This is a genomic window from Candidatus Zixiibacteriota bacterium (assembly GCA_035574315.1).
GTDB lineage: Bacteria > Desulfobacterota > Binatia > UBA9968 > UBA9968 > DATLYW01.
Map to the genome: position 1 here is coordinate 211366 of DATLYW010000033.1, position 25201 is coordinate 236566.

The window sequence follows — 25201 nt, forward strand, 5'->3', positions numbered from 1 at the left end:
GCCGACCGATATGGACGCTCCAACCCGCCGCGATCTCGTCTTTCTGGTGCTCGCCGGTGTCTTCGTCACCAACGCGATCCTGGGCGAGGTCACCGGCGGCAAGCTTTTTACGATCGGCCCTTTCACGGCGAGCATCGGGGTCATCCCGTGGCCGGTGGTCTTTCTCACCACCGATCTGATCAACGAGTACTTCGGCCGCGAGGGCGTGAAACGGCTCACGCTGATCACGATCGCCCTGATCGTCTACGCCTTCGTGGTGCTGTTCGCCGCAATCGAGGTGCCCGCGGCGCCGTTTTCGCCCGTGACCGACGAGCAGTTCCGGGCGGTCTTCGGCCAGTCGCTGTGGATCATCGCCGGCAGCGTGACCGCATTCGCCGTCAGCCAGCTCGTTGACGTCGCGGTTTTCTGGATCGTCCGCCACCGCACGGGCGGCAGGCTGCTCTGGCTCCGGGCCACGGGATCGACCGCGATCTCGCAGTTCATCGACAGCTTCGTGATCATCGCCATCGCCTTCTGGCTGCCGGGAAAGATCCGGACGGCGGAGTTCCTGACCGTCGCCGCGTCGAACTACTCGTACAAGTTCCTGATCGCCGTCGGCATGACGCCGTTCATCTACCTGGGCCACTCGCTGATCGACCGGTTCCTGGGGTTGGAGGAGGCGCACCGTCTGATCGAACGATCGGCCACGACCAGCTAGGCGTCTGAGCGCCGGCTTCTTCCGGGCCGGCCAGAGCGCGTGCCCCTTCGTCGAGCCGCGTCCCTTCTCAGTTCACGATCATCAGGTGGCAGTCGCGCGGCAGCTTTTTCATCAGCCCTTTGACGACGTGGCCGCGCAGCATATGGTAGAAGGCCGACCGACGCGACGCGCCGATGATGACCGAGTCGACGTCGAGCGCCTTGGCAGCCTTGGCGATCGCCTCGGCCGCGTTGTGCGAGACCGTCCAGATCGGAACGATCTCGACCTGTTTTTGCTTGACGGTCTGGAGGGCGGCGCTCAGCGTGCGGCGTCCCTCCTCGTTGGGGACGTGCGGCGTATCGCCGGCGAACAGACCCGGCCACTCCTCGACGTAGATGCAGTAGAGCGCCGATTCACCCTTGCCGCGGGCACGGATGATCCCTTCCTGGATCAGGCGCGGGACCTCGTCTCTGACGGCGATCAGGGTCGAGGAGGGGTAGAGCGCCTTCACCTCCACCGCTTCCGAGAGCGTCATCAATCCCTGCAGCTCCTCCTTGACCAGCTCTTCGCTCGCCCGGTAGGCCCGCGCCTGGAGCCGCTGGATGAAAGGAACCTGGACGAGCAGGTCGAGGAACCAGGCGCGGCGCACGCCGACGGCCGTGAGCATGCCGATCGCCGTCACCGCGCCGCCGAAGTAGGTGGCCAGCTCCTTCTCCACCAGGTTCACGCCCCAGGCCACCAGGACCATCCCGGTGGTGAGGACGCCGATCCAGAAGCCCGGGTCCCGCCGCCCGAGGTTCCAGCGGATCGTATCGAGGCTGAGCGAAGAGAAGACGAACGCGCCGAGCAGGCCGAAGGCGTACATGTCGCCGAGGACCTTCATTTCGCCGCCGGTCAGGACGATCACCATTATCGGGACGAACGTGGCGATCCCGATGGCGATGTGCGGCGTGTTGAACGTGGTGCTCCGCATCGCCACGATCCGCGGCAGGAAACCTCCCTTCACCAGGGCGAGAAAGACGTGATAGGCGCCGATGATGGCCGTGTTCGCCGCGAAAAGCAGCAGGCTCGAGGCGGTAAGCACCACCGCGAGCTTGACGCCGAAGCCGCCGACGGCGGCGCCGAGCTCGGAGATGAAACGCTCGGTCTGGGTGGCCTTGACGTTCTCGGGCAGCAGACCGATGGAAAGCGCGGTGAGGACCGGCGAAGTGACGAGCATCGTGACGATGACGGCGGCCATCGCGTAACGCGTCGTCCGCCGCAACGGAAAACGCATCGCGGGGCTGAGCTGACTGATGCTCTCCAGCCCCGAGAAGGCGAGCCACGCCGAGCCGAAGCCGACGAGCAGATCGTAGTTCGAGATCCCTTTTCCCATCTGGAAATGGCGGAGCACCGCCTGCCACTGCGCGGCGTCCATGACCGCCACCGCGGTCGCGATCACCACGAGGTTCGCGAGGAACGAAGCCGAGGCCATCACCAAGGCGACCGTGGCGCTCTCGCGGATGCCGATGATGTTCAGCCCGGCCAGGATCGCCACGCCGGCACAGGAGATCAGGACGATGTGCGGGTCGAGCGAGGGGAAGACGCTCCCGACGTACTCGAAGCCCGACACGGCGGAAATCGCCGTGGTGAGGAAGTAGTCCACGGTGATGAGCATGCCGCCGAGGCAGCCCCACATCGGACCGAAGGCCTTGGTGGTGATGGTGACGACCCCGCCGCCCTCGGGATTGCGCCAGGAGATCTCGATGTACTTGAGCGAAAGGAGAATGAATCCGCCGGTGGTGAGCAGGACGAAAAAGGGGGTCGCGTCCCTGACGTAGCCGTAGAGAATCCCGGGAACGTAGTACACCGAGGTGCCGATGTCGCAAAAGACAACGGCCCAGGCGAGGAGCCAGTTAAGCTGCCGCGTGTCCTTGGGGGGCTGCATGAAGCGGAAGAATCGAAGCGGATTTTCGCGGGCAGGAGCCCTCGAAGGCCGCCCGGAGACCCCATGCTTGCATTATCGTGAACGTTGGATCTATCATAAGGAAATCTAGCCGGGCGTATGTCTCTACCCCTACAATACTTTCAAAAGCTCGTCGAGAGCTGCCCCGACATCATCATCTCGGTCGACCGGCGAGGTATCGTCACCTTCTACAACGACGGAGCGCGCCAGAACCTCGGCTTTTCGCCGGGCGAGGTGCTGGGCAAAAGCGTCCTGGAGATATATCCCAGCCTCGACGAAGCGCGCAAGGTCATGGCGGCGATGCGGGCCGACTCGGGCGACGGCAGGGGGCGTGTGCGCAATTTCGAGACCACGTTCAAGACGAAAAAGGGTGAGCTGATCCCGGTGGCGATTTCCGCATCGATCATCTATGACGAGCGGGGGCGCGAGGTCGGCTCGATCGGCTTCGCCAAGGACATCCGCGAGATCCGGCGGCGGGATCGTCTCGTCACTCTCGCCGAGGTGGCCATCGGACTTTCGCACGAGATCAACAACTCCCTGGAGGTCCTCGTCAACCAGGTGGAGATGCTGCGCTGCTACGTGGGGCGCGTCTCGACGGACGAGGACTACATCGTCGAGTCCGAGCGGATCGAGTCGGTGGCTTCCCAGATCCGCAAGATCCAGGAGATCACGAGCCGCATCGGGCGGATGGCCGAGGAGGGCGAGTACGGGACGCGGGAATATCTCGGCGGCAAGATGATGGCCGACCTTCGCGTCGAGGACGCGGGCTCGTGCGCGGCGCGGTCGAAGGTCGACGCACGCTATCCGCTGAGCGGCCTGCGGGTGCTGGTGGTCGACGACGACCCCGGCATTCGCCAGTCGCTGCGCGACCTGCTCGAGGAAGAGCGCTGCGAGATCGCGACCGCGGCCTCGGGCGCCGAGGCGCTGGAGCAGCTGGGGCACGGCGAGTTCGACATGGTCCTGAGCGACGTGGTGATGCCCGACATGGACGGTTACCAGCTCTACCAGTCGGTAAAGAAGGAGCTCCCGGGGCTGCCGGTGGTCCTGATGACGGCCTTCAACTACGACAAAGACCATATCATCAAGCGAAGCTGTCTGGAGGGCCTTCAGGGGGCGATCTTCAAAAAACCCGTCAACCCGGTCCTCCTCAAGAGACTTCTTCTCCAGCAATGTCGCCCCCGACGGGCCCGAGAGCCCCGACGACCGAGCCTCCATTGAACGTTCACCGACGCTTCATCCCGACGCGGCAATGACCAAGGAAGAGCTCTACATCCGGGGAATGGAGCTTTTTGCCGAGGGGCGCCTCGAAGAGGCGGCCGCCGCTTATCGGGCGGCTCTTGCGGACGACCCGGCTTATCCCGACGCGCTGCACGCGCTCGCCATGACCTATGCCCAGCAGGAGAAGCTCGACGACGCGATCGCGGTCGGCGAGAAGCTGATCGAGGTCGCGCCGCAGGACGAGCTGGCTTACACGAGCCTGTCGATCTTCTACCAGCGCAAGGGAATGATCGCGGAAGCCGAGCGAGTCGCGGCGCAGGCCCGCACCCTCGGCTGGAAGCGGCAGCTCGAAGAGCAAAAGGCCTCCAAGAAAGACTAGCTTCGCCGTCGCGCGTCTTCGGATCGGGCTTCCCGTCGGTTCTTTCCCTTCTCCCGCGCGCCGTCGCCAAAAACCGCTTGCAGTTTGTCGCGGGAGTGGATACATAGAAGTCCTGCAAGCCAAAATCCCCGCGCGACCGACGCGAAAGGGCACGAGGTGACGCCGGCATCAGGTCCGATCGGAAAGCTCGCCAGGCTTCTGGCCGAGGAGGCGAAGCTCGACGAAAAGATCCGGGACGCCCGGGCGGCGCTGGCACTCGTGAAGAAGCGGGTTTCGGAGTCGCTGGCGCACCATTACGTTCTCAAGGATTCGAGAATTCAAATGCCGGAGGATCTCATGAGAGAGGAACAGTCGTACGAGCGATTGCTGCAAGCTCTGCAGGACATGAAAAACGAAATCGCCAAGCAGATCAGGCCGGTCGAAGAGCAGATCATTCAAGCGAACGTCGAGCACCTGAGAAAGTCCTTCGGCGACGAGAGCCGCCGTTTGAGCAAATGCCTGGAAGAGATCGACGAGAACATCCTGGCGTGCCGCCAATACTTGCAGGAATACGAACGCATCCGGCTGAGCCTGCACGCGCTCAACGAAAAGCTGTCCCAGCTGGGGGCCGATTCCCTGGAAATTCCCGAGGGCCTGCCGAACTCCGATCTCGGAGAGATCGTGCGCCAGCGGATCGATTACCTGAGGTCCCAGGGCAAGCTGTAGTCCACCCCTGACGCCCGGGGCCGGGCATTCCGGTCCCGCGCAATCGCACTGCGGATTTCGAAGTCCGAGCTTCGCGTTTCGAAGCTCGGATTGCGGAGCGCCGCACCGCGGCACAGGGCTCGGACTGCTCGACGGCGCGCAGGACCGTCTGCGATTTCGGAATTCGGTGGGCGATGAGCGGATCGAGCGATCTACGTAAGCGGCTTGCGGCGATTCTCAGGGCAGTGGCCGTCGGCCTTCCCGCCGGCTATCTCTTCGACCGCCTCGATACGCCGATCCCCTGGATGGTCGGGCCGATGATCGCGGTCGCCGCGCTCAACCTCGCCGGAGTGCGGATGCTGGCGCCGCCCTATGCCCGGCAGATGGGCCAGGTGGTTCTCGGCTCCTCGGTTTCCCTCTACTTCACGCCGCCCGTGGTGGCGGCCCTGGGGGCCAACTTTCCCGCGATCCTGGCGGCGACCGCCGCGGCTTTCGTGGTCGGCGCGTTCGGGGCGATGATCCTCACCCGGGTCTCCGGCGTCGAAGAGAAGTCGACTTTCTTCGCCTCGATACCGGGCGGCGCGATGGCGATGGCGGTGCTGGCCGAGCGCAACGGCGCGCAGATCGTCCCCGTGGCCGTCGCCCACAGCCTGCGGGTCTCGATCGTGGTGATCGTGATTCCGTTCGCGCTCACCTACGGCGGGGTGCCGCTCGAGGCGAGTCCCTATCGCCCGTCGCTTCCCCTCGACTACGCTATCCTGGTGCCGTGGCTCGCCGCCGGCTTCGCCCTGGGAGAAGTTTCGGAGCGGCTGGGATTGCACAACGGCTACCTGCTGTCGCCGATCTTTTTCGGCGCCGCGCTCACGATCGCCGGCGTCCGCCTGTCGGCGGTCCCGGGCTGGATGACCGATTTCGCCCAGCTGATGTTCGGGCTCGTGCTCGGCGCGCGCTACGAGCGGGCCTTCTTCGCCCGTTACCGGCTGTTCGTGCCGTTCGCGCTGCTGAACTCATTCTTCATCCTGATCGCCTCGGCGGCCGTCGCCGCCGTCCTCGCCCGCCTTTTCAGCCTGCCGATCGCCACGATGATCATCGCGACCGCCCCCGGCGGCCTTGCCGAGATGACCATCACCGCCCAGGCCCTGCAGATCAGCGTGCCCCTGGTGGTGGCGTTTCACCTCTTCCGGGTCGTGGCCGTCAACATGGGCACGCAGTACATCTACGCGTGGGCGGGACGCGTCCTCGCCCGGTCGGGCGCGCCGCGGACGTGATCACTTCGGCGCCTCGTGCGCCAGCCGCAGCGAAGACGATGGGCCGGTGCCTCGGAGCAGGGACCGATCGGGCTGCCTCGATGAAAGCCCGTGGTTCATGCCCACACTCGGAGCCCCGGCGCACGAAGGCTCTGAAGCCTCGCGTTCCGGCGCCTTCGCCGCTCCAGGGCCGCTCCTCGCTTTGTCGGCCGGGTTGCGGAACCCCGGTTCAATCCGGCTTCAGCCGTGGTTGCGGCGGTCGCAGACCGCGTCGACCAGGGCGGGGCGGCCTTGTTTCACCTGCTCGATGGCGCGCTTCAGCGCCGGCCCGAGATCGTCGCCGTTCTCGATCGGCCCTTCGCCGTACCAGCCCATCGATCGCGCCAGGCCGGCGAAGTCCGGGTCGGGGTCGAAGAGATCCATCCCGATGTGCGCCCGGGCGGGGTCCGTGCCGCGGGTCCGCGCCAGCACGAGCTGGTGGTTCCAGTCGTTGTAGTAGGCGCGGTTGTTGAACATGACGATCAGCATCGGAATCCTGTATTTCGCCGCGACCCAGAGCGAGCCCGCGTCGAACATGAGGTCGCCGTCGGGCTGAAGATCGACGACCAGGCGCCCGGTTCCCTTGTTGGCGAGGGCGACGCCGAGCGAGGTTCCGATCTGCGTGCCGGTGCCCAGCTCGCGGCCTCCGTGGCAGTAGGGGCGGTCGAAGCTCCAGAGCTTCTTGCCCCAGCTCCCGAGATCGCCCGCCGTCAGGACCCAGTCCTCGCCCTTGATCGCCTCCCACACCTCGAGCGCGAGGCGCGGTACGGTCATCGGCTTTTGATCCCAGTGCTCCTCGGCCTGCTTGCGCCACCGGGCGCGGACCTCGGCGTGGCGCGCGGCGATCTCCTGCTTGCGGCGCGCGATCCTTTCGGCGAGCCCCGGCGTCCTGGCGATCCGCTCCTCGAGCATGCGCGTAAGCCGCGGCACGGTGGTGACCGGGTCGGCGGTCATCCGCTGGTGCGCGTAGAAAGGCCGGGCGTAGTCCATCGACCACTTGCTGATCTCGACGTCGGTGAAGCCGATGTCGATCCAGGTGGCGCCGGCCGGCACCTTGCTCACGACCGTGCGAGTCGCAATGTCGCGCACGTGGGTCGGTTTCTCGAAGTCGGCAATGTCGAGGGTGAGGACGACGTCGACGTCCTTGTAGCAGCCCTCGGGGTCCATCGTGAGGTTCAGCGGATGGTCGGTCGGGAAGTTGAGCCGGGAGCCCACGTCCCAGACCGAGGCGCCGAGGGTTTCGGCCAGCGCGACGACGTGGTCCCAGCCATGGGGCGGCCGGGCTGCGAAATCCGCGATGATCGCGACGCGTCGCGCGGCGGCGAGCGTGTCCGCCGCCTTCTCGAGCGCCGCCGGATCGGCGGCCGGCGGCGCCGGAACCTCGATCGCCCCCGGGGGCGGCATCTCGACGTCGTGGTCGAGCTCAGCCTCCTGCAGCCCGGCGTCGTAGCACATGTAGACCGGGCCCTGGCGCGCGCTCATCATCACGGAGTACGCACGGGCGAAGGCGCCGGGCACGCCGTCGACGGTGGTGGGCTGATAGTCCCACTTGACGAAGTTCCGGATCGCCTCGCCCTGGACGTTGGCGGTGTGGATCCAGTCGATGAAGGGGCGGCGCTTGGGCTCCGCCATCGGTCCGGTGGCGCCGATGATGAAGACCGGCGCGCGGTCGAGATACGCATAGTAGATGCCCATCGGCGCGTGGAGCAGCCCGACCAGGTCGTGAACGATCGCGATCATCGGCCTGCCCTTCGCCCGGGCGTAGCCATGGGCGATCTGCACCGCGATCTTCTCGTGCGGGCAGAGAAGCATGGGCGGATCGTTCTCGCCGTAGTTGACCAGGGAGTCGTGCAGGCCGCGGTAGCTCGCGCCGGGATTGAGCGCGATGTACTCGAAGCCGTAGCGCTTGATCATGTCGACGATGACATCGGATTGCCAGCGCCGGTCGGACTTCTTGATGGGTTGGGCTTGGGTGGCCGGCTTTGCCATTGAACGTTCCTCCTCGAAATCCTTCTTCTCTTCAGGTCCTTCCCGGTCGGCGACCTCTTTACGCGTTCTCGCCCCGCCGCCAGACGACCGTGTCCACCAGCGCGGGCGTTCCGGCTTTCACCCGGGCGATCGCGCGCCGCAGCGCCGGGGCGACCTCGGCCGGGTCCTCGATGGGCCCCTCGGCGTACCATCCCATGCCCCGCGCGATGTGCGCGAAGTCGGGGGCCGGCGCCTCGAGGTCCATGCCGATGTAGGCGCGGGCGGGGTCGGTGCCCCTCTGGTGCGCCATGTGGATCTGGTGCGCCCAGTCGTTGTAGTAGGCGCGGTTGTTGTACATCACGATCAACATCGGGATCTCGTGCTTGACCGGCATCCACAGCGCGCCGAGGTCGAACATCAGATCCCCGTCGGGCTGGAGGTCGACCACGAGCTTGCCCGTTCCCTTGTAGGCGAGCGCCACGCCGATCGACATGCCGATCTGCGTGCCGGTGCCGAGCTCGCGGCCCGCGTGGCGGTAGGGACGGTCGAAGTCCCAGACCTTGTGCACCCACTCTTTGAGCGTGTTGGCTGTGAGCACCCAGTCCTCGTCCTTGATCACCTGCCAGACCTCGTGCGCGAGACGCGACTCGGCCATCGGGCGCTGGTCCCACTGCTCCTTGACCTGCTCCTGCCATTTCTGCCACTGGCGCGCATGCCGCTCGCCGATCGCCCGCTTGCGCTCCGCGACGCGCGCCGCCAGTCGCTTGTCGCCGTCGATCCGCTTGCGGCAGGCGGCCGTGAGGGCGGGAATCGCCAGCGCGGTGTCGCCGAGCACGCGGAGATCCCAGTTGTGGTGCTTGTTGTAGTCGGTCGCCCACTTGCTGATCTCGATGTCGGCGAAACCGACGTCGATCCATTTGCAGTCCGGCTCGGTCACCACGGTGATCTCGCGCGTCTGGGTATTGAGCTTGTGCGAGCCTCGCGTCCAGTCGACGACGTCCAGCGCCGCGACGAGATCGACGCCCTTGAAGGCGTCGGGATGAAAGCTGACGCTCAGCGGATGGCGGTTGGGGAATCCCAGCCGCTTGTTGACGTCGTAAACCGACGCGCCGACGGTTTCCGCCAGCTCGACGGTGGGCTGGAAGCCGATGGGCATGCGCGCGGCGTACTCGGTGAGCAGCAACGGGTTCTCGGCGGCCACCAGCATGTCGGCGCCCTGCTCGATCGCGGCGGGCTCGGGCGCGATCCGGGAGGGGATTTTCACGGTGTACCTCGGGAGCTGCAGCTCCTCCTTGAGCGGGCTTTCCTGCAGCGCCGAGTCGTAGCACACGTAAACCGGCCCCTGCGGCTCGGTCATCATGATCGAGTAGGCGCGGGCGAAGGAGTCAGGGACGCCGTGGATGCTGCCGGGCTGGTAATCCCACTTGATGAAGTTGCGGATCGCATCGCTCTGGGCGAACGCGGTGTGGATCCAGTCGATGAACGGCCGGCGGAGCTTCTCGTCCATCGGGCCGGTCGCCCCGACGATGAAGACCGGGCAGCGGTCGATGTAGGCGTAGTAGATCCCCATCGGAGCATGCAGCAGCCCGACGACGTTGTGGACGATCGCCATCATCGGGCGGCCGGTGGCTTTGGCGTAGCCGTGCGCGATCTGCACCGCGATCTTCTCGTGGTTGCAGAGGAGCATTGGCGGCTGGTTCTCGCCGTAGTTGACCAGGGAGTCGTGCAGGCCGCGGAAGCTCGCACCGGGATTGAGCGCGATATAGGGAAACTCGAACTGCTTGATAAGGTCGACGATGACGTCGGATTGCCAGCGCTGGCTGGATTTCTTGATCGTTTCCTTCGCGGCGGGCTTTGCCATTTATGGTCCTCCTCAGGTTCCCCAAGACCGGAATCGCAGCTTGCCGCCGGCCGGGGCGCGCGCGGAGATTCCGGCTTTCTGCTCACCCCTGTCGCTTGAGCGGCCTGCGCGCGGCGAAAGTGTTTCTTATCTCACCGGGGGATTCCGACCGGTACTCGCCGGAGAGACGTTTCAAGGCCCCGGGGAAATCTCGGGGTTCACCCTCTCGGTCCCCCGAGCCTCCGCGGTGAATCATAGTTATCCGGAAAACGCTCGACGCGTCAAGGCCGGCGCCCCGGCGTCCGGTGCAGCTCAACCGGTCGGCAAAATCTACAAGATCGGGTCTCTGTCGCCGTTCTCTGCGTCTGAAACCATACAATGGGACCGGGCAAAAGCTACCGGTCTTACGATTCCGCCCAATGTGCTGGTGAAGGCGGACAAGGTGATCCAATGATTGTGGGCGCAGGTAATGAGCCGATTATCATAGCTCGCGAGCGTTACGGGTGTCCTTGCTTGCGCAGAAAATCCATCGATGCCAGATGAACGCTTCCGAAGTTCTCGCGGGTTTCGGGAAGGAGTCCGGGGCGCTCGCTAGCACGGGCGGCGAAAGTTCTATAAACGCCAGCCGGCCCAGCAGGGCGCGGACGTCGTCCGCGTGCGAGCGGACAAGGTGGCGCGCGTGAATACGGAACCGGACGGATCTCACACAGCAATGTAGCTCCCGGTAGCTACTTGTGTCGAGGCCGGATACACAGGACGGCGAGCCCGGCGGACCCCGGAATTCCAGAATACGGTCGCGGTCGTTGATGGACCGAAGTCCCGAGGAAATCGAAGATGCCTTCTCCGCGATCCGATGACACCGGCGCCGCAAACGTCGCGGTCGCGGGCTGGTGGACATTTCCACGGCGCTGGGATAAGAAGGCTTCGAACCGCGGCTGGTTTTTCCGCGGCGAGCGTTACACAGGCAAGCACGGAATCCGCAATGGCGAAATCGAGGTCAGTCAAGACCGCGGGCGTTGCAATCGCGCCGCGCCGCTACCCGGACCTCCACCAGCATCTGGAGCGGCTCGAGCGCGAGGGCCTTCTGGTCCGGGTGAAGGAGCCGGTCTGCAAGGATACGGAAATGCACCCGCTGGTCCGCTGGCAGTTTCGCGGCGGCATCAAGGAACGGGACCGCAAGGCGTTTCTCTTCGAAAAGCCGGTCGACGCCAAAGGCAGGCGGTACGACATTCCGGTGGCGATCGGCGTTCTCGCGGCTAACCGCAGGATTTACGGCATCGGCCTGGGCGCCGATCCCGCCAGGGTGAACGAGCTCTGGGCGCAGGCCAGGGCCAACCCGATCCCGCCGGTGGAAATTCCCTCCCGGGCGGCGCCCGTTCACGAGATCGTCCTCCAGGGAAGCGAGCTCAAAGCTCCCGGACAGGGCGTCGACGGGATACCGGTGCCGATCTCCACTCCGGGTTGGGACAACGCTCCCTACGTGAGCGCCGCTCACTACATCACGAAGGACCCGGAAAGCGGCATTCACAACATCGGCACCTATCGCGCCATGATCAAGGCGCCGGATCGCGTCGGGTGCAACCCGTCCCTCGAGCTGGGACAGGGTATTTATATCCACTGGGAGAAGTACCGCGCCCGGGGCGAGAAGATGCCGGCCGCGCTCAGCATCGGCGGCGTGCCCGCGATCTCCTACGTCGCCGCGCAAAAGCTCAACTACGACGTGGACGAGTACACCGTGGCGGGCGGGCTGGTGAAGGCGCCGATTCGCGTCGTGCGGGCGAAGACCGTGCCGCTCCTGGTCCCGGCCGACGCCGAGATCGTCATCGAGGGCTGGGTGAACACGGAGTTCCTCGAGCCGGAGGCGCCGTTCGGCGAGTCGCACGGCCACGTCAACCCGAAGGAATACAATCCCTACATGGAGGTCACCGCGATCACGCGGCGCAGGAAAGCCATCCTCTGCTCGATCATCAGCCAGGTGACGCCCTCGGAATCGAGCGTGATGAAAAAGATGGCTTACGAGCCGCTCTATCTCGACCACCTGAGGAACGTGCTCGGGGTGAAGAGCGTGGTTCGCGTGATGCTCCACGAGCCGCTTACGGCGACGCAAAAGCTCACGGTCGTCCAGATGAGAAAGCCGAGCCGCGCGGAGGTCCAGCGCGCGCTGATGGGCGCGGTGGCCTTCCGTCCCTCGATGTCGAAGATCGTGATCGCCGTCGACGACGACATCGATCCGGAAAACCTCGACGCGGTCTTCTGGGCGCTGGGTTACCGTTCCCAGCCGCACCGCGACGTCCAGATCGTTCGCGGCATGGACGTCGGCCACGCGCCGCGCCACGACGCGCGCGGATCGGCCGACGACTCCTGCCTCCTCTGGGACGCGACGCTCAAGCAGACGTTCCCGCCCATCTCGCTGCCGAAGAGGGAGTACATGGAGCGAGCGCTCGAGCTGTGGAACCGGCTGGGTCTGCCGCGGATCGAGCCCGAATCGCCGTGGTACGGCTATTCCCTCGGCGACTGGAACGACGAGCTGGAGGAAGAGGCGAGGCTCGCCGTCGCCGGAGAATTCTGGAAAACCGGAGAGAAGATCGCCGGGCAGCGGCGGCCTGCAAAGGAGACGCCGGTCAACGCCTCGTACTACGGAGAGCCGAAGGACGAATAGAGGCCGGCGATCCCAGAGCCGCATTTCTCAAAGCTCGGGTCTCGAGGAGCCAGCATGAACTTCAGAGCCATCAAATGGTCGATACACGACAACCCGTTTCGGCCCGGCGAGCCCTGCATCGGCAAGATCACGCTCAACCGGCCGGACCGCCTGAACGCGGTGGACCCGCTGATGCGGCTCGAGCTCGACGCCCTTTGCAACGAGATCGCCCACAACTCGGTCGTGAAGGTCGTCATTCTGACAGGCGAGGGCAGGGGATTTTGCGCCGGCGGAGATCTCCCCTCGGAGGGCGAAGCGCTCGGGGCCTTTGAAGGCTCGATGGGCATCACCGGGCCCTACAAGGAAATGGCGGAGCACTTCTTCAACGACCTGCGCCATCGGGTGCTCCAGAGCGCGATGAGAAAGCTCGAGGATCTGCCGCAGGTGACGATCGCGGCCGTGAACGGTCCGGCCGTGGGCGTCGGTCTGGAGATGGCGGCGCTGTGCGACATGAGGCTCGCCTCCGATCGGGCGCGCTTCGGCGAGGTGGCGGTGGCCGCGGGATTCGTGCCCGAAAGCGGCGGCGCGAGGAACCTGCCGAAGCTCGTCGGGATCGGCAGGGCGATGCGGTTGATCCTCACCGGCGAGATCATCGACGCGAAGGAGGCGCTGCGGATCGGGCTGGTGGACGACGTCTATCCTCACGCGCGTTTGATGGAGGAGGCTTTCAACCTCGCGGGCCGGATCGCCGTCAACCCGTACCTTTCCGTGCGCCACGCCAAGCGGCTGATCAAGATGTACTGGAACTGGAACCGCACCGAGGAAGGCTACCGGCAGGAGCTCGACGCCGTGCTGGAGATCACCCGCACCGAAGACTGCCTCGAGGGCATGCGCGCGTTCAAGGAGAAGCGCCGGCCCGACTATCGCTACCCGTACCATGCGCGCTGGCCGTTCGCGCCGCCGGACACGAAGGCGAAAAAGAAGAAAACGTAGGAGCGGCGCTTCGAGGCCCCGGCACGGGGCGAAGGCGCCGGCATCGTGACGGCAGTGGAACGAACCTCGCCGACCCAAGGCGTACCGGCTGAAGGAGAATGGCCCTGGCCGGGCTACCGGACCGTCCCGGCGCGCCTCAATATCGCCGCCGAGGTACTGGGCCGGCAGATCGAGCGCGGCTTCGGCCCCCGGCCCGCGCTGGTTCACGACGGCGGCGTCACGACCTACGAGGAACTCCATCGCGGGGCAACGGCGCTCGCGGCGAATCTGGCCGGGCTGGGATTGAAACGAGGAGACCTGGTTCTCTTTCTTCTCCCCAGCTCCGTCGAGTTCGCGGTCTCGTTTCTGGGGACGCTCCAGGCCGGAGCGATTCCGGTGCTCGTCAACTCGCTGCTCGGCATGGCCGACCTCGAAGCCATCCTGGAGCGGACCGAGCCCAGGTGGGCGATCACCGAGAGCTCGCGCGCGGGCGTGGTGCGCGCTCTGCGGCCGTCGAGCTCCATCGAGCGTCTCATCTGCGCCGGCGGCGCCGCTGCCGGCGAGCTGGCGTGGGAGTCGCTGGTGCAAGGGAGGGCGGAGACCTTCGCCGGCGCTGACACGGCGGCCGACGAGCCGGCGTTCATCGTCTGCACCTCCGGCACCACCGCGAAGCCCAAGGCCATCGTCCACGCGCATCGCTGGATCGTCGCGCTCGGCGATCTCAACCGCTACCGGCTTCCGCCACGGGAAAACGACGTGGTGATGGCGACCGGCGAGTGGAGCTTCATCAGCGCTCTGGGACACAACCTGCTCTTTCCGCTGCGAAACGGGGTCACCGGGGCGATCCTCGGCGGGCGCGCTACGGTGGAAAACATCCTGTCGGCCGTCGAGCGGCACCGGGTCACCGTGCTTTACTCGGTGGCGACCGTCTACCGCCGTATGCTCGCCGAGCCCGATTTCGAGAAGCGGTACGATCTCCGCAGCCTTCGCTGCGCTCATTCCACGGGCGAGGCCCTTCGGGAGGCGACATACGGGGAATGGAAGAGGCGAGTGGGGTGCGAGCTTTACGAGCACTACGGTGTCTCCGAGTACCAGCTCGTCGTCGGCCACGGATCGCGCCACCCGGTGAAGCCGGGCTCCGTCGGCAGGCTGCTGCCCGGCACGGCCGTGGAAATCCTGAACGACGATCTGCGGTCCGTCCCGCCCGGAGAGCTCGGCCACTTCGCCATCTCGACGAAAGATCCCGGCCTTTTCCTTGGATACTACCGGGACGCGGCGCGAACCGAAGCGGCGATCCGTGATGGCTGGTATCTCACCGGCGACCTCGCGTATCGGGACCAGGAGGGGTACTTCTTCATCGCCGGCCGGAAGGACGATTGTTTCAAGAGCCGCGGAATCTTCATCTCGCCGGTGGAGATCGAAAACGCGCTGCAGGAGCACCCCGACGTGATCGAGGCCGCGGTCGTGCCCCTGCCCGACCGCGAGATCGGCAACCGGATCAGGGCGGTGGTGGTGCCGCGCGACAGGCGGGCCCCGTCGAACCGGCTCGCCGAAGCGATCCGCAGCCATCTTCGGGCGCGGCTCGCGCCGTACAAGGTTCCTCACGTGGTCGAGTTCGCCGATTCACTGCCGAAAAGCCCCATCGGCAAGATCCTTCGCTCGGCGCTGGTCCCGGGCGAGGAGCGAAGGTAAGGCGGCCGGGGGCGACTCGGGGCGAAAGGATGCTATACTGACGACGTGAAGTGCAACCGCTGCTTCAAACCCCTTCCGGAATCGGAGTGGCACGACTGGGACATCGGCGCGCGCGGCCTGGAGGCGAGACGGCAGCTTCGGCGCCATGCCTGGTACACGTGCCTGGCCTGCGAAAAATCCTACTGCGCCGGGTGTTGGGCCAGAAGGCGATGCGACGACGCCGCAGAGCTCGACCCGGGCGGCGAACGCGCCCTGTAGCGCTCGGAGTGGCCGGCGACGGCGATGCCGGTTCAGCGAGTCCGTAGCCGAGGCGATGCGCGAGAGCGCAGCTCGCCCTTGAACCGGCCGCAGCGGCCTTGCGGTGGAAGAAACCGGGGCTACGCCTGGCGTCGCTTCGAGGAGCGGGGGAGCAGGAAGGCTGCGGGGATGGCTATCGCCGAGATCGCCGATGAAATGTAGAGAGCGAGATTGTAGGACCGCGTGACGTCGAAGACCCTGCCGAAGAAAACGGGCCCGAGCACGCCCGCGGCGATTGCGCCGCCTTGAATCAGGCCCTGGATGGCGCCGAACGAGCGGGACCCGAAGAGATCCCCGATGAAGAGCGACCGCAAGGGAATGATGCCGCCGAAGCCTATGCCGTAGAAAAGAGCGAACAGCGCCGCCTGCCACAGCGCCGCCGGCTGGATCTGCGTGAGGGAAAGCGCGGCTCCGACCTGAAACGCCAAAAGGCCCGCCAGGACCGCGCGGCGGTCGATCCACTCGGAAACGATCCCGCTGCCGAAGCGCCCGATGCCGCTCAACAGAAACACGAGCCCGAGAATGCTCGCGGCCTCCGTGGAGCTGTAGCCCTTGTCCTCGAGCAGGGGAATCAGGTGCACGGTCACGCCGCTCAGGCCGACAAACTGCAGCGCCAGCACCAGGAGCAGGAGCCAGAACGCCCGGGTGCGGACGGCCTCGCCGACGCTCAGCGCAGCGCCGGCGTCTTTGGACCTCGCTTTTCCACCGGCCGCCATTTCGGATTTGCGTTCCGGCGGATCCCCGTCCGGAAGATAGCCGTAGCGGGTCGGCTCCGAGCGCACCATGAGCGCGAGAGGGACGCCGATGAGCCACGTCCCCAGACCCGCCAGACGGACGGCGTTGCGCCATCCCACGGCTTCCTCCAGCATCGCGATCGTGAAAAGAAAAGGGCCGCTGGCGACGGGACCCATGCAGGCGAGTCCCAGCGCCCGGCCGCGAAGCCGTTGAAACCAGTTCACGATGGCCGCGGGCCAGGAAATCGCGTGCGAGGCGCCGCTCGCGCCGAACGAGATGACCAGGAAGGCGCCGTAAAACATCCACAGGTTGGTGATGAAGCTCATCAGGATCATGCCCGCGCCGGTCACGACGACGCTGCAAAGGATCACGTTGCGCGGTCCCCAGCGGTCGACGACGAATCCGAGCAGGGGCGCAAGGAGCCCCGATTCCAGCTGGCGGAGCGAAAAAGCCCCCGAGGTGGTGGCGCGGTCCCAGTGGAATTCCTCGGAAATCGGCAGAAAGAAGGATTGAAAGCCCTGGAAAAAGACCAGGGAGAGGTAGAAATTCATCGCCACCGAGGCGGCAACGATGTACCAGCCGTAAAAGATCCGGGGCGCGCGAAGTAGCCGGCTCGCGATGGACATGAACGACCTTCCCTCGGTTGCCCTTGCGATTCACCGCCGACAAAGTGCGCGAGGGAGGCCAGGACAACGTTTCAGCGTAAGGTACCAGAGATCGCGGCGGCGCGCGAGAAGAGGAAAAGGGGGACAGGGCGCTTTCTAGTTTTGTCTTCTCGGCCGGCTGCGGGGACGCAGCGTGCTCCCCGGCCAAAGGCCAACACGACTGCCGATTGCCAGTCCGTTGCGGGCCTCCATGGTCAAGCATCCGCGAACAGTGGGCTTGGCCGAAATTGAATTGTGCTACAATGCTAGACCTGACCCCCTATAACGATTGCATTTCTTGCTAACTACCCAGAGACGGTTATAGAATCAGTCCCAAGTTCAAAAACGGCCGGCCGGGATAGGCTGACCAGCTTACATAAATTAGTTAAACGGCACAGAAAACGGATGCCCGAGGAAGACGATCTGTTCGAGTGCGTGAAATGCGGTCACCACAATAAAAAAGGTGCCGCAGCCTGTGCTGGTTGCACATGGCCGTTTAGCCGTGAGGCATGGAAGACAACTAGCCTTCGGCCGCGTCGCGTAACGCTCGATACAGGATGCATTAATGCCAAAGGTCGGAACCGAGATCTAAACATCCTGGAGAGTTGGGCGCAGACCGGGCAAATCGAGTTACAGCGCACGGACACTATGTTGAAAGAGCTCAAGGGTCGGCACCGAGTACAAAAGGCGTCCTCCCTTGCTCCACAGCCAGAGCTTTTCACGCTTGACGCAAGCGTTTTGGGCGGACCAGATGTCCTAGCTGGACCGGACATGAGCGAAGAACTTCGACGGATCCTTTTCCCAACAGCGAGTGCGCTTACCGCGAACCAAGAGCGGGACGTCGAACATCTTTTCCATCACGTGCGCACGGGTGGTGACCTCTTTGTTACCCTCAACCTCAATGATTTCATTACGCACGGAAGGCAGGACGCGCTTCGGCTTGTTGGCATTTGGGTAGTAACGCCACCGCAAGCGGTTGAATTGCTAAAGGAGGTGCATGGGTGGCAGTAATTGAGCGGTGCCGTTTAACACGAATGCTACGATACTAGACCTGACCCCCTATAACTATAATTCCTCGCGGCGACCGACCGTCCCCGCTGGACCGGAACATGCGGGGCAGTTGACTCAATAGTTACGCGGCTCCAACTGGATCTTTAGTGATGCCGCAGCTATAGTGCTGAGCCATCCGGCAACTCAGGAGGCACATATGCACCAACTGCTGCTCGGCTTCATTGCATGTCTGCTTTTCTCCATGGCGGCCTTCGCACAGGATCCGGTCAGTACGGATGGAGACAAGTACAAAGTCATCTTTGAAAACGACTGCGTGCGCGTTTTGGACTACAAAGACAGCCCAGGCGAGAAGACACAGCAGCACAGGCATCCGGCCTTTGTCGTGTACGCTCTGTCGACGTTCAAGCGAAGCATCGCTCTGCCCGACGGAAAAATTTTGCAGCGACAGTTCAATGCCGGAGACGTCATGTGGTCGAATTCGCAGGTCCACATCGGCATCAACACCGGAGACACACCCACCCACGTCATCCTTGTGGAAATGAAGCCGGGTATCGGCGCTTGCGCACAGAAGTGACGCCGAAGGAAAAAGGTCGCGGCTCTTTTGTTGATGTGCACCGCCGGGCCGCGCCAGAGCGGCCCGACGACTTCTCGATGCCCGCAGATTCCTGCGTGGGACTGGTCTGCCATCTTCTCGGCTCGCGCGTCGGCCGTCAGCGTTTGTTCGGAAAGAGGAGAGCGGTCCCAAAGCTCGGTACGGTCCGCCGGCAAGACCAGGATCGAGACCGGGCGATACGGGCGGCTTGCCGGACCGACCTTTGCAGCTATCAGCAGACCGGACAGGGAATTAGGAGTTCATTTCACGGCCGTGGGGCGGATCGTGCCTGATTCGAGGAAACAGATACGCGGGGTGGGCGGGTAAGACGGGTTGTGCTACGATGCTAGACCTGACCCCATATCGCCTCGTTATTGAACGACCGAGCTGGACATCTGCACCCCGATTGGAGTATGGAAAACCGGAGGTCACGAGAAAATGGGCGATACGTACGCAAAATTCAAGGTTGCGGCCGTCCAGGCCGAGCCGGTCTTCTTGGATCGAGAGGCGACAGTACAGAAGGCTTGTAGGTTGATCGAGGAAGCCGGCCGCAATGGCGCAAAGATAATTGCGCTCCCTGAATCCTTCATTCCCGGTCACCCCGACTGGCTTTACTTCTACCCCCCGGACGAAGCCATGAAGAGGTTCTACCGGGACTTCTTCAAAAATAGCGTTGAGGTTCCTAGCCCCGCTACAGACCAACTCGGTAAGGCTGCGAGAAAAGCAGATGCCTACGTTGCCATCGGGATCAGCGAACGGGTTCCCGGAACCATGGGGAGCCTTTACAATAGCATTCTTTTCCTCGATCCCGACGGGAAAGTACTCGGCGTCCACCGCAAGCTTGTTCCTACCACGACCGAGCGGCTCGTCTGGACTCCGGGAGACGGAAGCACTCTGAGGGTTTACCCGACGAAATACGGAGAGCTGGGAGGGCTAATGTGTGGCGAAAATACCAACAGTCTCGCTCGATTTACCCTTCTGGCTCAGGGCGAAAAGGTACACACAGCCCACTGGCCGGGCTTCCCCGCTGAATACAACCGACAGGGTATCGAAGGAGTAGAGATTCGTATTCGCTACCACGCATACGAAGGAAAGTGCTTCGTGATCAGCTCAAGCGCCGTCTTCGGCAAGGACAGCGTCAAACGGCTTTGCCTCACCGAACAAGCGGCCAGCCTGGTGATCATGGGGAATGCCGTTTCCAGCGTCGTCAACCCATATGGCAGGTATATCGGAGGTCCGCTGAAAGGCGAAGAAGGAATCGTCTACGCCGATGTTGACTTGGAAGAAATGATCGACGCGAAGACGCTTCACGATGTCGTGGGGCACTATAACCGCTTCGATGTCCTCTCCGTTCTCTATCAACGGCGAAGCCCTAAACCTATCATCTTCGCCGATGAAGACGGCGCCGCACAATCCGGCAACGAGCTCGCCTCCCAAATTGAGTCGTTATTGAAGAAATTGGAGTCAAAGGAAGAGTTGCGGGCCGCGGCTTCCGCCGAGATCGCGGAGTTCCGCGGCATGCTTGCGAAGATCTCCTCCAAACCGACGAACTAGGGGAAAATGATGTTCACTGAAACCCGTCTTTCCGGTGGACTGAAAGTGATCTTGCTGGCGGCAGCCTTGGGCGCCGTATTGTCTTTGCACGCCTTTTCAGCGTCGGCGGCTGAGAAGGCCGACAAGCCGATCAAAATCCAGATGGATTTCATTATCGGCGGGAAACACGCCATCTGGTATGTGGCGTTGGACAAGGGTTTTTACTTGAAGCGCGGGTTGTCGGTCACCATCCAGCCCGGGGCAGGATCAGCCGACACCGTGCGGGCCATTGGCGCCGGTCTTGCCGATGTGGGATTCGCCGATTTCTCAACCGCCATCGTGGCGAAATCGAGAGGCACTCCTGTCCAGGCCGTGGCGCAGCTCGGCTATATGCCCGCCACCATTCTCTGGCGCGAAGATACCCCGATCAAAACATTGAAAGATCTCGAGGGAAAGTCATGGGCGGTCAGTCCGGGACAGGCGCACCGCTATTTGATGCCGGCCTTCGCCAAGATCAACCATATTGACTTCACCACGATCAAGATTCAAGACTTCGCCCCGGCTCTTTTGCCTTCCGCTCTGATAGCCAGAAAGGCGGATTTCGTCGGGATGTTTCGCGCCTCGAACGACGAGGTGACCGAGATGGCGGCGACCAAGCAGGGGATCAAACTGAAGCGGGTGTTTCTGAAGGATAACGGCCTCAATATCTACGGCGGAGGGCTGATCGTCAGGGAAGAAAACATCAAGCGGGGCCCCGACGTGATCCGCGCTTACGTGGAGGGAACCATGGAAGGCCTGCGATACAGCCGGGAACATCCGGACGAGGCGCTGCAGATCTTAATGAAGCATAAGCCCGAACTGAATCGGGAGCTCACCCGGATTCAGCTAAAAAGTGCGCTCGAAGAAATTTTCATTCCACCGGAATCGCTGCAATTGGGGTTTGGCTATATAAAGCCGGACGTGATGGAGAAAACGGTCGCGATCACAAACGAGTATTTCGATACCGGCAGAAAGGTTTCGGTGGGAGAGGTTTACACGAATCAATTCATCAGGAAGTAACGCTGGCCGCCCACTGCTCTGAGTTCTTCCGCCGGTCTTTGCTTTCGCTATTTAGATCTGGCCGGCCTGCTGGTTATGAAAGCGCTTTACAGTATGTGAGCGGCGGAGTCGCACGTTTCCCATCCGTTGAATCGGTTCAGTTGTGTGATTTGTGTGATTCACCCTGATCGTTTCGACTCTTTAAGGGCTAAATCAACGTTATCGTTCTGCACTTGGAGTCTGTCCTTGGCAGAATCGTATATCGTCTCCACCTCTTCCAAAAGCGGCGGCCGATCCTTAAGCTCCGCGTATCTGTCGAGAGGGGTTTTACCCCCTAGCGAGCCGTGGGGCCGTTCGCAGTTGTAATAGTGCTGCCACTCCGAGAGCTTCTCTCCCAGATCGTCCCGACGAAGATCCACGGGCCGTAAAACTCCTCAAGGTCAGTCTTCTGCGACCGCTCCACCTTGCCGTTTAGGTGAGGAGCGCGGAGGTACAGGGCCAGGTCTAGTGTTGTACTACCACGTCTTTGTGCTCAAGGTGCACTTCGGACCGCACAATTCTTTTACCAAATATGAAGTCTCCCCGAGTTCTTGGACAGGTTGATCGTTCATTGTCTCCCATCTTCTGACAGGAGGTTATCATCGCTTTACTCTAGCTTAGCGATCGACCAGGAGTTGTCAGCATGCATCAGACGACAAACGGAGTCTTTCAGGACGAACTCCCCGGCAACGCCTATCGTTGGCAGGGCGAGCCAAGCCGAGCATCTTCATAAGCGCCTCTCCAGGTTGCAGAGCGTCAATACCTGACCAGGATGAACGCCGATTGTGAGGTGATCGAGGGGGCTTTGGACTGCTGTTCCGCCTCGGTGCTGAACGTGAGCGCAAACCGTTCGCCGCGCTCACGTCATTGGTGGCGTGAGTCGAGCAGGGAGCCTGAACTCCACCGGCCTGGGGGTGACAAGTTTTGGGGATTGTTGTATGTCCGTAGGCCGGACGCAGGCATCTCTACACTTCGAGGGGGACACCATGGAAAGACGAAGGAAACGGCTCTTCGGTGCAGTGGGCGTCGGGGTTTTGTTGGTATCGGCACAAGTTCTTGCCGCGACGCCGTACTACGCGGGCAAGACCATTACCATCGTCCGTGGCGGCGGCCCGGGAGGATCGGGCGACTTTCAGGCGAGGGCGTTGATCCCGTTCTTGAAAAAATACATTCCGGGCAATCCCAACGTCATGCTGGAAATGATGCCCGGTGCAGCCGGCAGGCGGGCAGCGAATTACATGTTCAATACCGCAAAGCCGGACGGTCTGACCATCGGCTCGGCGGGCGGGGCCGTCATCCCCGGGCCGATCATCGGGCTCCCCGGTGTGAAGTTCGACATCGACAAATTTATCTACCTGGGCTCGACCGAGACCGGTTACCCCTACGTGTTTTACACGCGCAAGGAGGCCGGCCTCGATACTCTCGAGAAGGTGCGGCGCGCTTCCGGCTTGCGGGTCGGGGCGCATTCGGTGGGTCACTCGCTCTACGTCACCGCGCGGCTTTTCGCGTATGTCCTCCAGCTCAAAGACCCGAGCTTCGTCGTGGGATTCACCAACCCGGAGCTGAATCTGGCGATGGAGCGCGGTGAGGTGGACGCGAGAACCACCAGCAACATCGACGATCTGTTCCGGGACCGATTGGTGGAGAAGAATCACTTTCACGCCCAGATCATGAACCCGAAGGGCCGAAGCGATCCGCGGATTCCCGGGCTGCCGGATCTCCTGGAGCTGACCAGGGACAAAAAGGTCGCTCAGGTCGTCGATCTGTTCAGGTTGTTTCAATATCCCCGATGGCCCATCCATCTCCCCCCGGGTACGCCCAGGGAGCTGGTTCAGATTCTGCGCGAGGCGTTGAACAGGACATGGAAGGACCCGGAGTTCGTGGCAACCTTCAAAAAGCTCATGGGCAGGGAACCGACGCCGCTCACCGGCGAGGAGGTGGAGCGAGCGGTCAAGGAGCTGCCGCGCGATCCCGAGGTCATCGCCCTCTACAAGAAGCTGGCCGACGCCGGGCCGCTGCCGCCGTATTGAATCGCCGGCGACAACGCACGTCGTGGCGGCGATCCGGTCGGATTTGGCCACGAGAGCGTTGCCGTCTTGGAAGCTCGTGACATTCTTTCGGCGAGCGAATTGGCTGAACGTCACCGGCTGGGTTTCCGGGATGCGCTAATCCTCGTTGCGGCCCGTAAAGAGGAAGCAATCACTACGCGGGCCGAAGAACTGACCATGGACAAGATTACGGCAGGTAAGGGTTTACAACCCTTTCCTGCGTTGAGCACTTATTGCCGGGAGTCGTCGTGGCGGGACGCTGGTGGTCCCAACGGGATTCGAACCCGTGTTACCGACGTGAGAGGCCGGTGTCCTAACCGCTAGACGATGGGACCATGGCTGAGGAGGTAGGACTCGAACCTACAATCGCCTGATCCAGAGTCAGGTGGCTTACCAATTAGCCGACTCCTCAAGTGCGCGTGACTTAAGGTAAAAGAATTGCGCCGGCGAGTCAAGGTTGGGCGGAAATGCGTTCGAGCGCGCGCCTGAGGCGCCGGAGCGTTCGCTCCTTGCCCAGCACGGCGATGATCTCGTGAATGCCCGGGCTCACGGTTCCGCCGGTAAGGGCCACGCGCACCGGCTGCGCGAGCTGGCCCAGCGTGAGGCCGAACTGCGCGAGCACGGTCTCGAAGGCGGCCTCGATATGCGGCTCGTCGAACGGCTCGGTCGCCGCCAGCCGCTCGGCGAGCGCACTGAGCGGCGCGGCTACCGCGGCAGTCAGGAACTTCCGCGCCGCCTTCTCGTCGAGGGTGACCTCGTCGACGAGATAAAACCGCGCCGCCTCGACCAGCTCGACCAGGGTCCGGGCACGCTCCCTCAAGGTCGCGATCATCTTTTCGAGCCACGCCTTGTCCTGGGGCACGGGGTAACCGGCCTTTTCGATGAAGGGGACGACCTCCTCGGCCAGGCGGGAGAGCGGCCGCGCCTTCATGTACTGGAAGTTCACCCAGAGAAACTTCTCCGGGTTGAACACGCCGGCGGACTGCCCGACGCTCTCGAGCGTGAACTTCTCGATCAGCTCCTCGCGCGAGAAGATCTCCTGGTCGCCGTACGACCAGCCGAGCCGGACGAGGTAGTTCACCACCGCCTCGGGGAAATACCCCATGTCGCGGTAGGCGGTGACCGAAGTCGCCCCGTGGCGCTTGCTCAGGCGCGTCTTGTCGGTTCCGAGGATCAGCGGAACGTGGGCGAACCGGGGCGGCTCGGCCCCGAAGGCGCGGTAGAGCTGGATCTGCCGCGGCGTGTTGGAGAGATGGTCGTCGCCGCGGATGATGTGGGTGATGTTCATGTCGACGTCGTCGACCACCACACAGAAGTTGTAGGTCGGCGTGCCGTCGGAGCGGGCGATGATCAGGTCGTCGAGCTCCCGGTTGTCGAAGACCACCCGACCCTTGACCGCGTCCTCTACCACGGTGGTGCCCTCGCGGGGCGAGCGGAACCGGACCGTGTAGGGGCGGTCGGTCGGCAGGGACGGGACGACGCCTTCCGGCGGGCGGCAGGTGCCGTCGTAAGAAGGCTTGCGCTTTTCCCTCTGCGCCGCCTGGCGCTTCGCCTCCAGCTCCTCGGGCGTGCAGGTACACGGGTAGGCCAGGCCCTTGGCCAGCAGCTCTTCGATCTTCGCCCGATAAAGAGGGAAGCGCTGGGTCTGATAGAAGGGCCCCTCGTCCCATTCGAGCCCGAGCCACTTGAGCGCGTCGAGAATCGCCTGGATCGCCTCGAGCGTGGAGCGCTCGCGGTCGGTGTCCTCGATCCGCAGAATGAACTTACCGCCGTGATGGCGCGCGAAGAGATAGTTGAAGAGCGCGGTTCTCGCGCCGCCGATGTGGAGATATCCGGTCGGACTCGGCGCGAAGCGCGTGCGAACGAGAGCCATCAAGCTAAGCTAACAGGGAGGCGAAATGGCGTCAACGCCGAGGGACGCGCCACATCGCTTGTCACGGGGCGGGTTCTCGCATAAGATCACGCC

18 protein-coding genes, 2 tRNA genes and 1 pseudogene are annotated in these 25201 nt (G+C 63.5%); 13 read left to right on the forward strand and 8 right to left on the reverse strand.

What is annotated here, in order from left to right; translation table 11 throughout:
* Window positions 1-10 precede the first annotated feature (10 nt).
* The gene (locus VNN77_12150) at window positions 11-697 is read left to right on the forward strand and encodes a queuosine precursor transporter (protein HXG52144.1); all 687 of its coding nucleotides are present in this window, start codon (window positions 11-13) and stop codon (window positions 695-697) included.
* A 67-nt stretch (window positions 698-764) separates the two neighbouring features.
* Here the strand turns inward: VNN77_12150 and VNN77_12155 are convergent, their stop codons facing one another.
* Window positions 765-2603, reverse strand: a complete 1839-nt coding sequence (locus VNN77_12155) for a universal stress protein (GenBank protein ID HXG52145.1) — start codon at window positions 2601-2603, stop codon at window positions 765-767.
* Window positions 2604-2720: 117 nt separating this feature from the next.
* Here VNN77_12155 and VNN77_12160 point away from each other — a divergent pair, with 117 nt between their 5' ends.
* From VNN77_12160 to VNN77_12175, 4 genes are all read left to right on the forward strand, one after another.
* Window positions 2721-3839 carry a response regulator gene (locus VNN77_12160; protein HXG52146.1) on the forward strand — a complete coding sequence of 373 codons (1119 nt, stop codon included), beginning with the start codon at window positions 2721-2723 and terminating at the stop codon, window positions 3837-3839.
* 31 nt (window positions 3840-3870) lie between these two features.
* A complete protein-coding gene (locus VNN77_12165) occupies window positions 3871-4218 on the forward strand; it encodes a tetratricopeptide repeat protein (GenBank protein ID HXG52147.1) in 348 nt (115 codons plus the stop codon).
* Window positions 4219-4374: 156 nt separating this feature from the next.
* A complete protein-coding gene (locus VNN77_12170; protein ID HXG52148.1) occupies window positions 4375-4923 on the forward strand; it encodes a hypothetical protein in 549 nt (182 codons plus the stop codon).
* Window positions 4924-5096: 173 nt separating this feature from the next.
* Window positions 5097-6170, forward strand: a complete 1074-nt coding sequence (locus VNN77_12175; GenBank protein ID HXG52149.1) for an AbrB family transcriptional regulator — start codon at window positions 5097-5099, stop codon at window positions 6168-6170.
* A 219-nt stretch (window positions 6171-6389) separates the two neighbouring features.
* Here VNN77_12175 and VNN77_12180 read toward each other — a convergent pair whose 3' ends face one another.
* Window positions 6390-8177 carry a thiamine pyrophosphate-binding protein gene (locus tag VNN77_12180; GenBank protein ID HXG52150.1) on the reverse strand — a complete coding sequence of 596 codons (1788 nt, stop codon included), beginning with the start codon at window positions 8175-8177 and terminating at the stop codon, window positions 6390-6392.
* Window positions 8178-8235: 58 nt separating this feature from the next.
* Entirely contained in the window at window positions 8236-10017 is a 1782-nt protein-coding gene (locus VNN77_12185) for a thiamine pyrophosphate-binding protein (GenBank protein ID HXG52151.1), read from the reverse strand.
* A 961-nt stretch (window positions 10018-10978) separates the two neighbouring features.
* On the opposite strand from VNN77_12185, the gene VNN77_12190 reads away from it, so the two are divergent.
* The 4 genes from VNN77_12190 to VNN77_12205 are packed head-to-tail and all read left to right on the forward strand — an operon-like array spanning window position 10979 to window position 15556.
* On the forward strand, window positions 10979-12655 hold the full coding sequence (locus VNN77_12190) for a UbiD family decarboxylase (GenBank protein HXG52152.1): 1677 nt from the start codon (window positions 10979-10981) through the stop codon (window positions 12653-12655).
* A 54-nt stretch (window positions 12656-12709) separates the two neighbouring features.
* Window positions 12710-13627, forward strand: a complete 918-nt coding sequence (locus VNN77_12195) for an enoyl-CoA hydratase/isomerase family protein (protein ID HXG52153.1) — start codon at window positions 12710-12712, stop codon at window positions 13625-13627.
* A gap of 45 nt (window positions 13628-13672) precedes the next feature.
* Window positions 13673-15298: an acyl-CoA synthetase gene (locus VNN77_12200; GenBank protein HXG52154.1), complete on the forward strand. Its 1626-nt coding sequence runs from the start codon at window positions 13673-13675 to the stop codon at window positions 15296-15298.
* A gap of 45 nt (window positions 15299-15343) precedes the next feature.
* Window positions 15344-15556: a hypothetical protein gene (locus VNN77_12205; protein ID HXG52155.1), complete on the forward strand. Its 213-nt coding sequence runs from the start codon at window positions 15344-15346 to the stop codon at window positions 15554-15556.
* A 119-nt stretch (window positions 15557-15675) separates the two neighbouring features.
* Here the strand turns inward: VNN77_12205 and VNN77_12210 are convergent, their stop codons facing one another.
* Window positions 15676-16956 (reverse strand): MFS transporter, encoded by a 1281-nt coding sequence (locus tag VNN77_12210; GenBank protein HXG52156.1) that lies wholly within the window; start codon window positions 16954-16956, stop codon window positions 15676-15678.
* A gap of 1225 nt (window positions 16957-18181) precedes the next feature.
* Here VNN77_12210 and VNN77_12215 point away from each other — a divergent pair.
* The 3 genes from VNN77_12215 (at window position 18182) to VNN77_12225 (ending at window position 21169) form a co-directional block, all read left to right on the forward strand.
* Window positions 18182-18559 carry a cytoplasmic protein gene (locus VNN77_12215; GenBank protein ID HXG52157.1) on the forward strand — a complete coding sequence of 126 codons (378 nt, stop codon included), beginning with the start codon at window positions 18182-18184 and terminating at the stop codon, window positions 18557-18559.
* 456 nt (window positions 18560-19015) lie between these two features.
* Window positions 19016-20131 carry a carbon-nitrogen hydrolase family protein gene (locus tag VNN77_12220; GenBank protein HXG52158.1) on the forward strand — a complete coding sequence of 372 codons (1116 nt, stop codon included), beginning with the start codon at window positions 19016-19018 and terminating at the stop codon, window positions 20129-20131.
* A 6-nt stretch (window positions 20132-20137) separates the two neighbouring features.
* The gene (locus tag VNN77_12225) at window positions 20138-21169 is read left to right on the forward strand and encodes an ABC transporter substrate-binding protein (protein HXG52159.1); all 1032 of its coding nucleotides are present in this window, start codon (window positions 20138-20140) and stop codon (window positions 21167-21169) included.
* Window positions 21170-21381: 212 nt separating this feature from the next.
* Here VNN77_12225 and VNN77_12230 read toward each other — a convergent pair.
* Window positions 21382-21635: pseudogene (locus VNN77_12230) on the reverse strand (integrase core domain-containing protein).
* A gap of 538 nt (window positions 21636-22173) precedes the next feature.
* Here VNN77_12230 and VNN77_12235 point away from each other — a divergent pair.
* Window positions 22174-23217, forward strand: coding sequence for a hypothetical protein (locus VNN77_12235; GenBank protein ID HXG52160.1), 1044 nt, complete (start codon window positions 22174-22176; stop codon window positions 23215-23217).
* Between the two features lie 278 nt (window positions 23218-23495).
* On the opposite strand, the gene VNN77_12240 is transcribed toward VNN77_12235, so the two are convergent.
* The 3 genes from VNN77_12240 to gltX all read right to left on the reverse strand — a co-directional run bounded on the left by VNN77_12240 (window position 23496) and on the right by gltX (window position 25108).
* A tRNA-Glu gene (locus tag VNN77_12240) sits at window positions 23496-23570 on the reverse strand.
* A 1-nt stretch (window position 23571) separates the two neighbouring features.
* Window positions 23572-23647, reverse strand: a tRNA-Gln gene (locus VNN77_12245).
* 39 nt (window positions 23648-23686) lie between these two features.
* Window positions 23687-25108: a glutamate--tRNA ligase gene (gene gltX, locus VNN77_12250; GenBank protein ID HXG52161.1), complete on the reverse strand. Its 1422-nt coding sequence runs from the start codon at window positions 25106-25108 to the stop codon at window positions 23687-23689.
* Between the last annotated feature and the right edge of the window lie 93 nt (window positions 25109-25201).

Coding starts and splice junctions, on each gene's coding strand:
- VNN77_12150 (HXG52144.1), top strand. CDS start 11: ATGGACGCTCCAACCCGCCGCGATCTCGTCTTTCTGGTGCTCGCCGGT.
- VNN77_12155 (HXG52145.1), bottom strand. CDS start 2,603: ATGCAGCCCCCCAAGGACACGCGGCAGCTTAACTGGCTCCTCGCCTGG.
- VNN77_12160 (HXG52146.1), top strand. CDS start 2,721: ATGTCTCTACCCCTACAATACTTTCAAAAGCTCGTCGAGAGCTGCCCC.
- VNN77_12165 (HXG52147.1), top strand. CDS start 3,871: ATGACCAAGGAAGAGCTCTACATCCGGGGAATGGAGCTTTTTGCCGAG.
- VNN77_12175 (HXG52149.1), top strand. CDS start 5,097: ATGAGCGGATCGAGCGATCTACGTAAGCGGCTTGCGGCGATTCTCAGG.
- VNN77_12180 (HXG52150.1), bottom strand. CDS start 8,177: ATGGCAAAGCCGGCCACCCAAGCCCAACCCATCAAGAAGTCCGACCGG.
- VNN77_12185 (HXG52151.1), bottom strand. CDS start 10,017: ATGGCAAAGCCCGCCGCGAAGGAAACGATCAAGAAATCCAGCCAGCGC.
- VNN77_12190 (HXG52152.1), top strand. CDS start 10,979: ATGGCGAAATCGAGGTCAGTCAAGACCGCGGGCGTTGCAATCGCGCCG.
- VNN77_12195 (HXG52153.1), top strand. CDS start 12,710: ATGAACTTCAGAGCCATCAAATGGTCGATACACGACAACCCGTTTCGG.
- VNN77_12210 (HXG52156.1), bottom strand. CDS start 16,956: ATGTCCATCGCGAGCCGGCTACTTCGCGCGCCCCGGATCTTTTACGGC.
- VNN77_12215 (HXG52157.1), top strand. CDS start 18,182: ATGCACCAACTGCTGCTCGGCTTCATTGCATGTCTGCTTTTCTCCATG.
- VNN77_12220 (HXG52158.1), top strand. CDS start 19,016: ATGGGCGATACGTACGCAAAATTCAAGGTTGCGGCCGTCCAGGCCGAG.
- VNN77_12225 (HXG52159.1), top strand. CDS start 20,138: ATGATGTTCACTGAAACCCGTCTTTCCGGTGGACTGAAAGTGATCTTG.
- VNN77_12235 (HXG52160.1), top strand. CDS start 22,174: ATGGAAAGACGAAGGAAACGGCTCTTCGGTGCAGTGGGCGTCGGGGTT.
- gltX (HXG52161.1), bottom strand. CDS start 25,108: ATGGCTCTCGTTCGCACGCGCTTCGCGCCGAGTCCGACCGGATATCTC.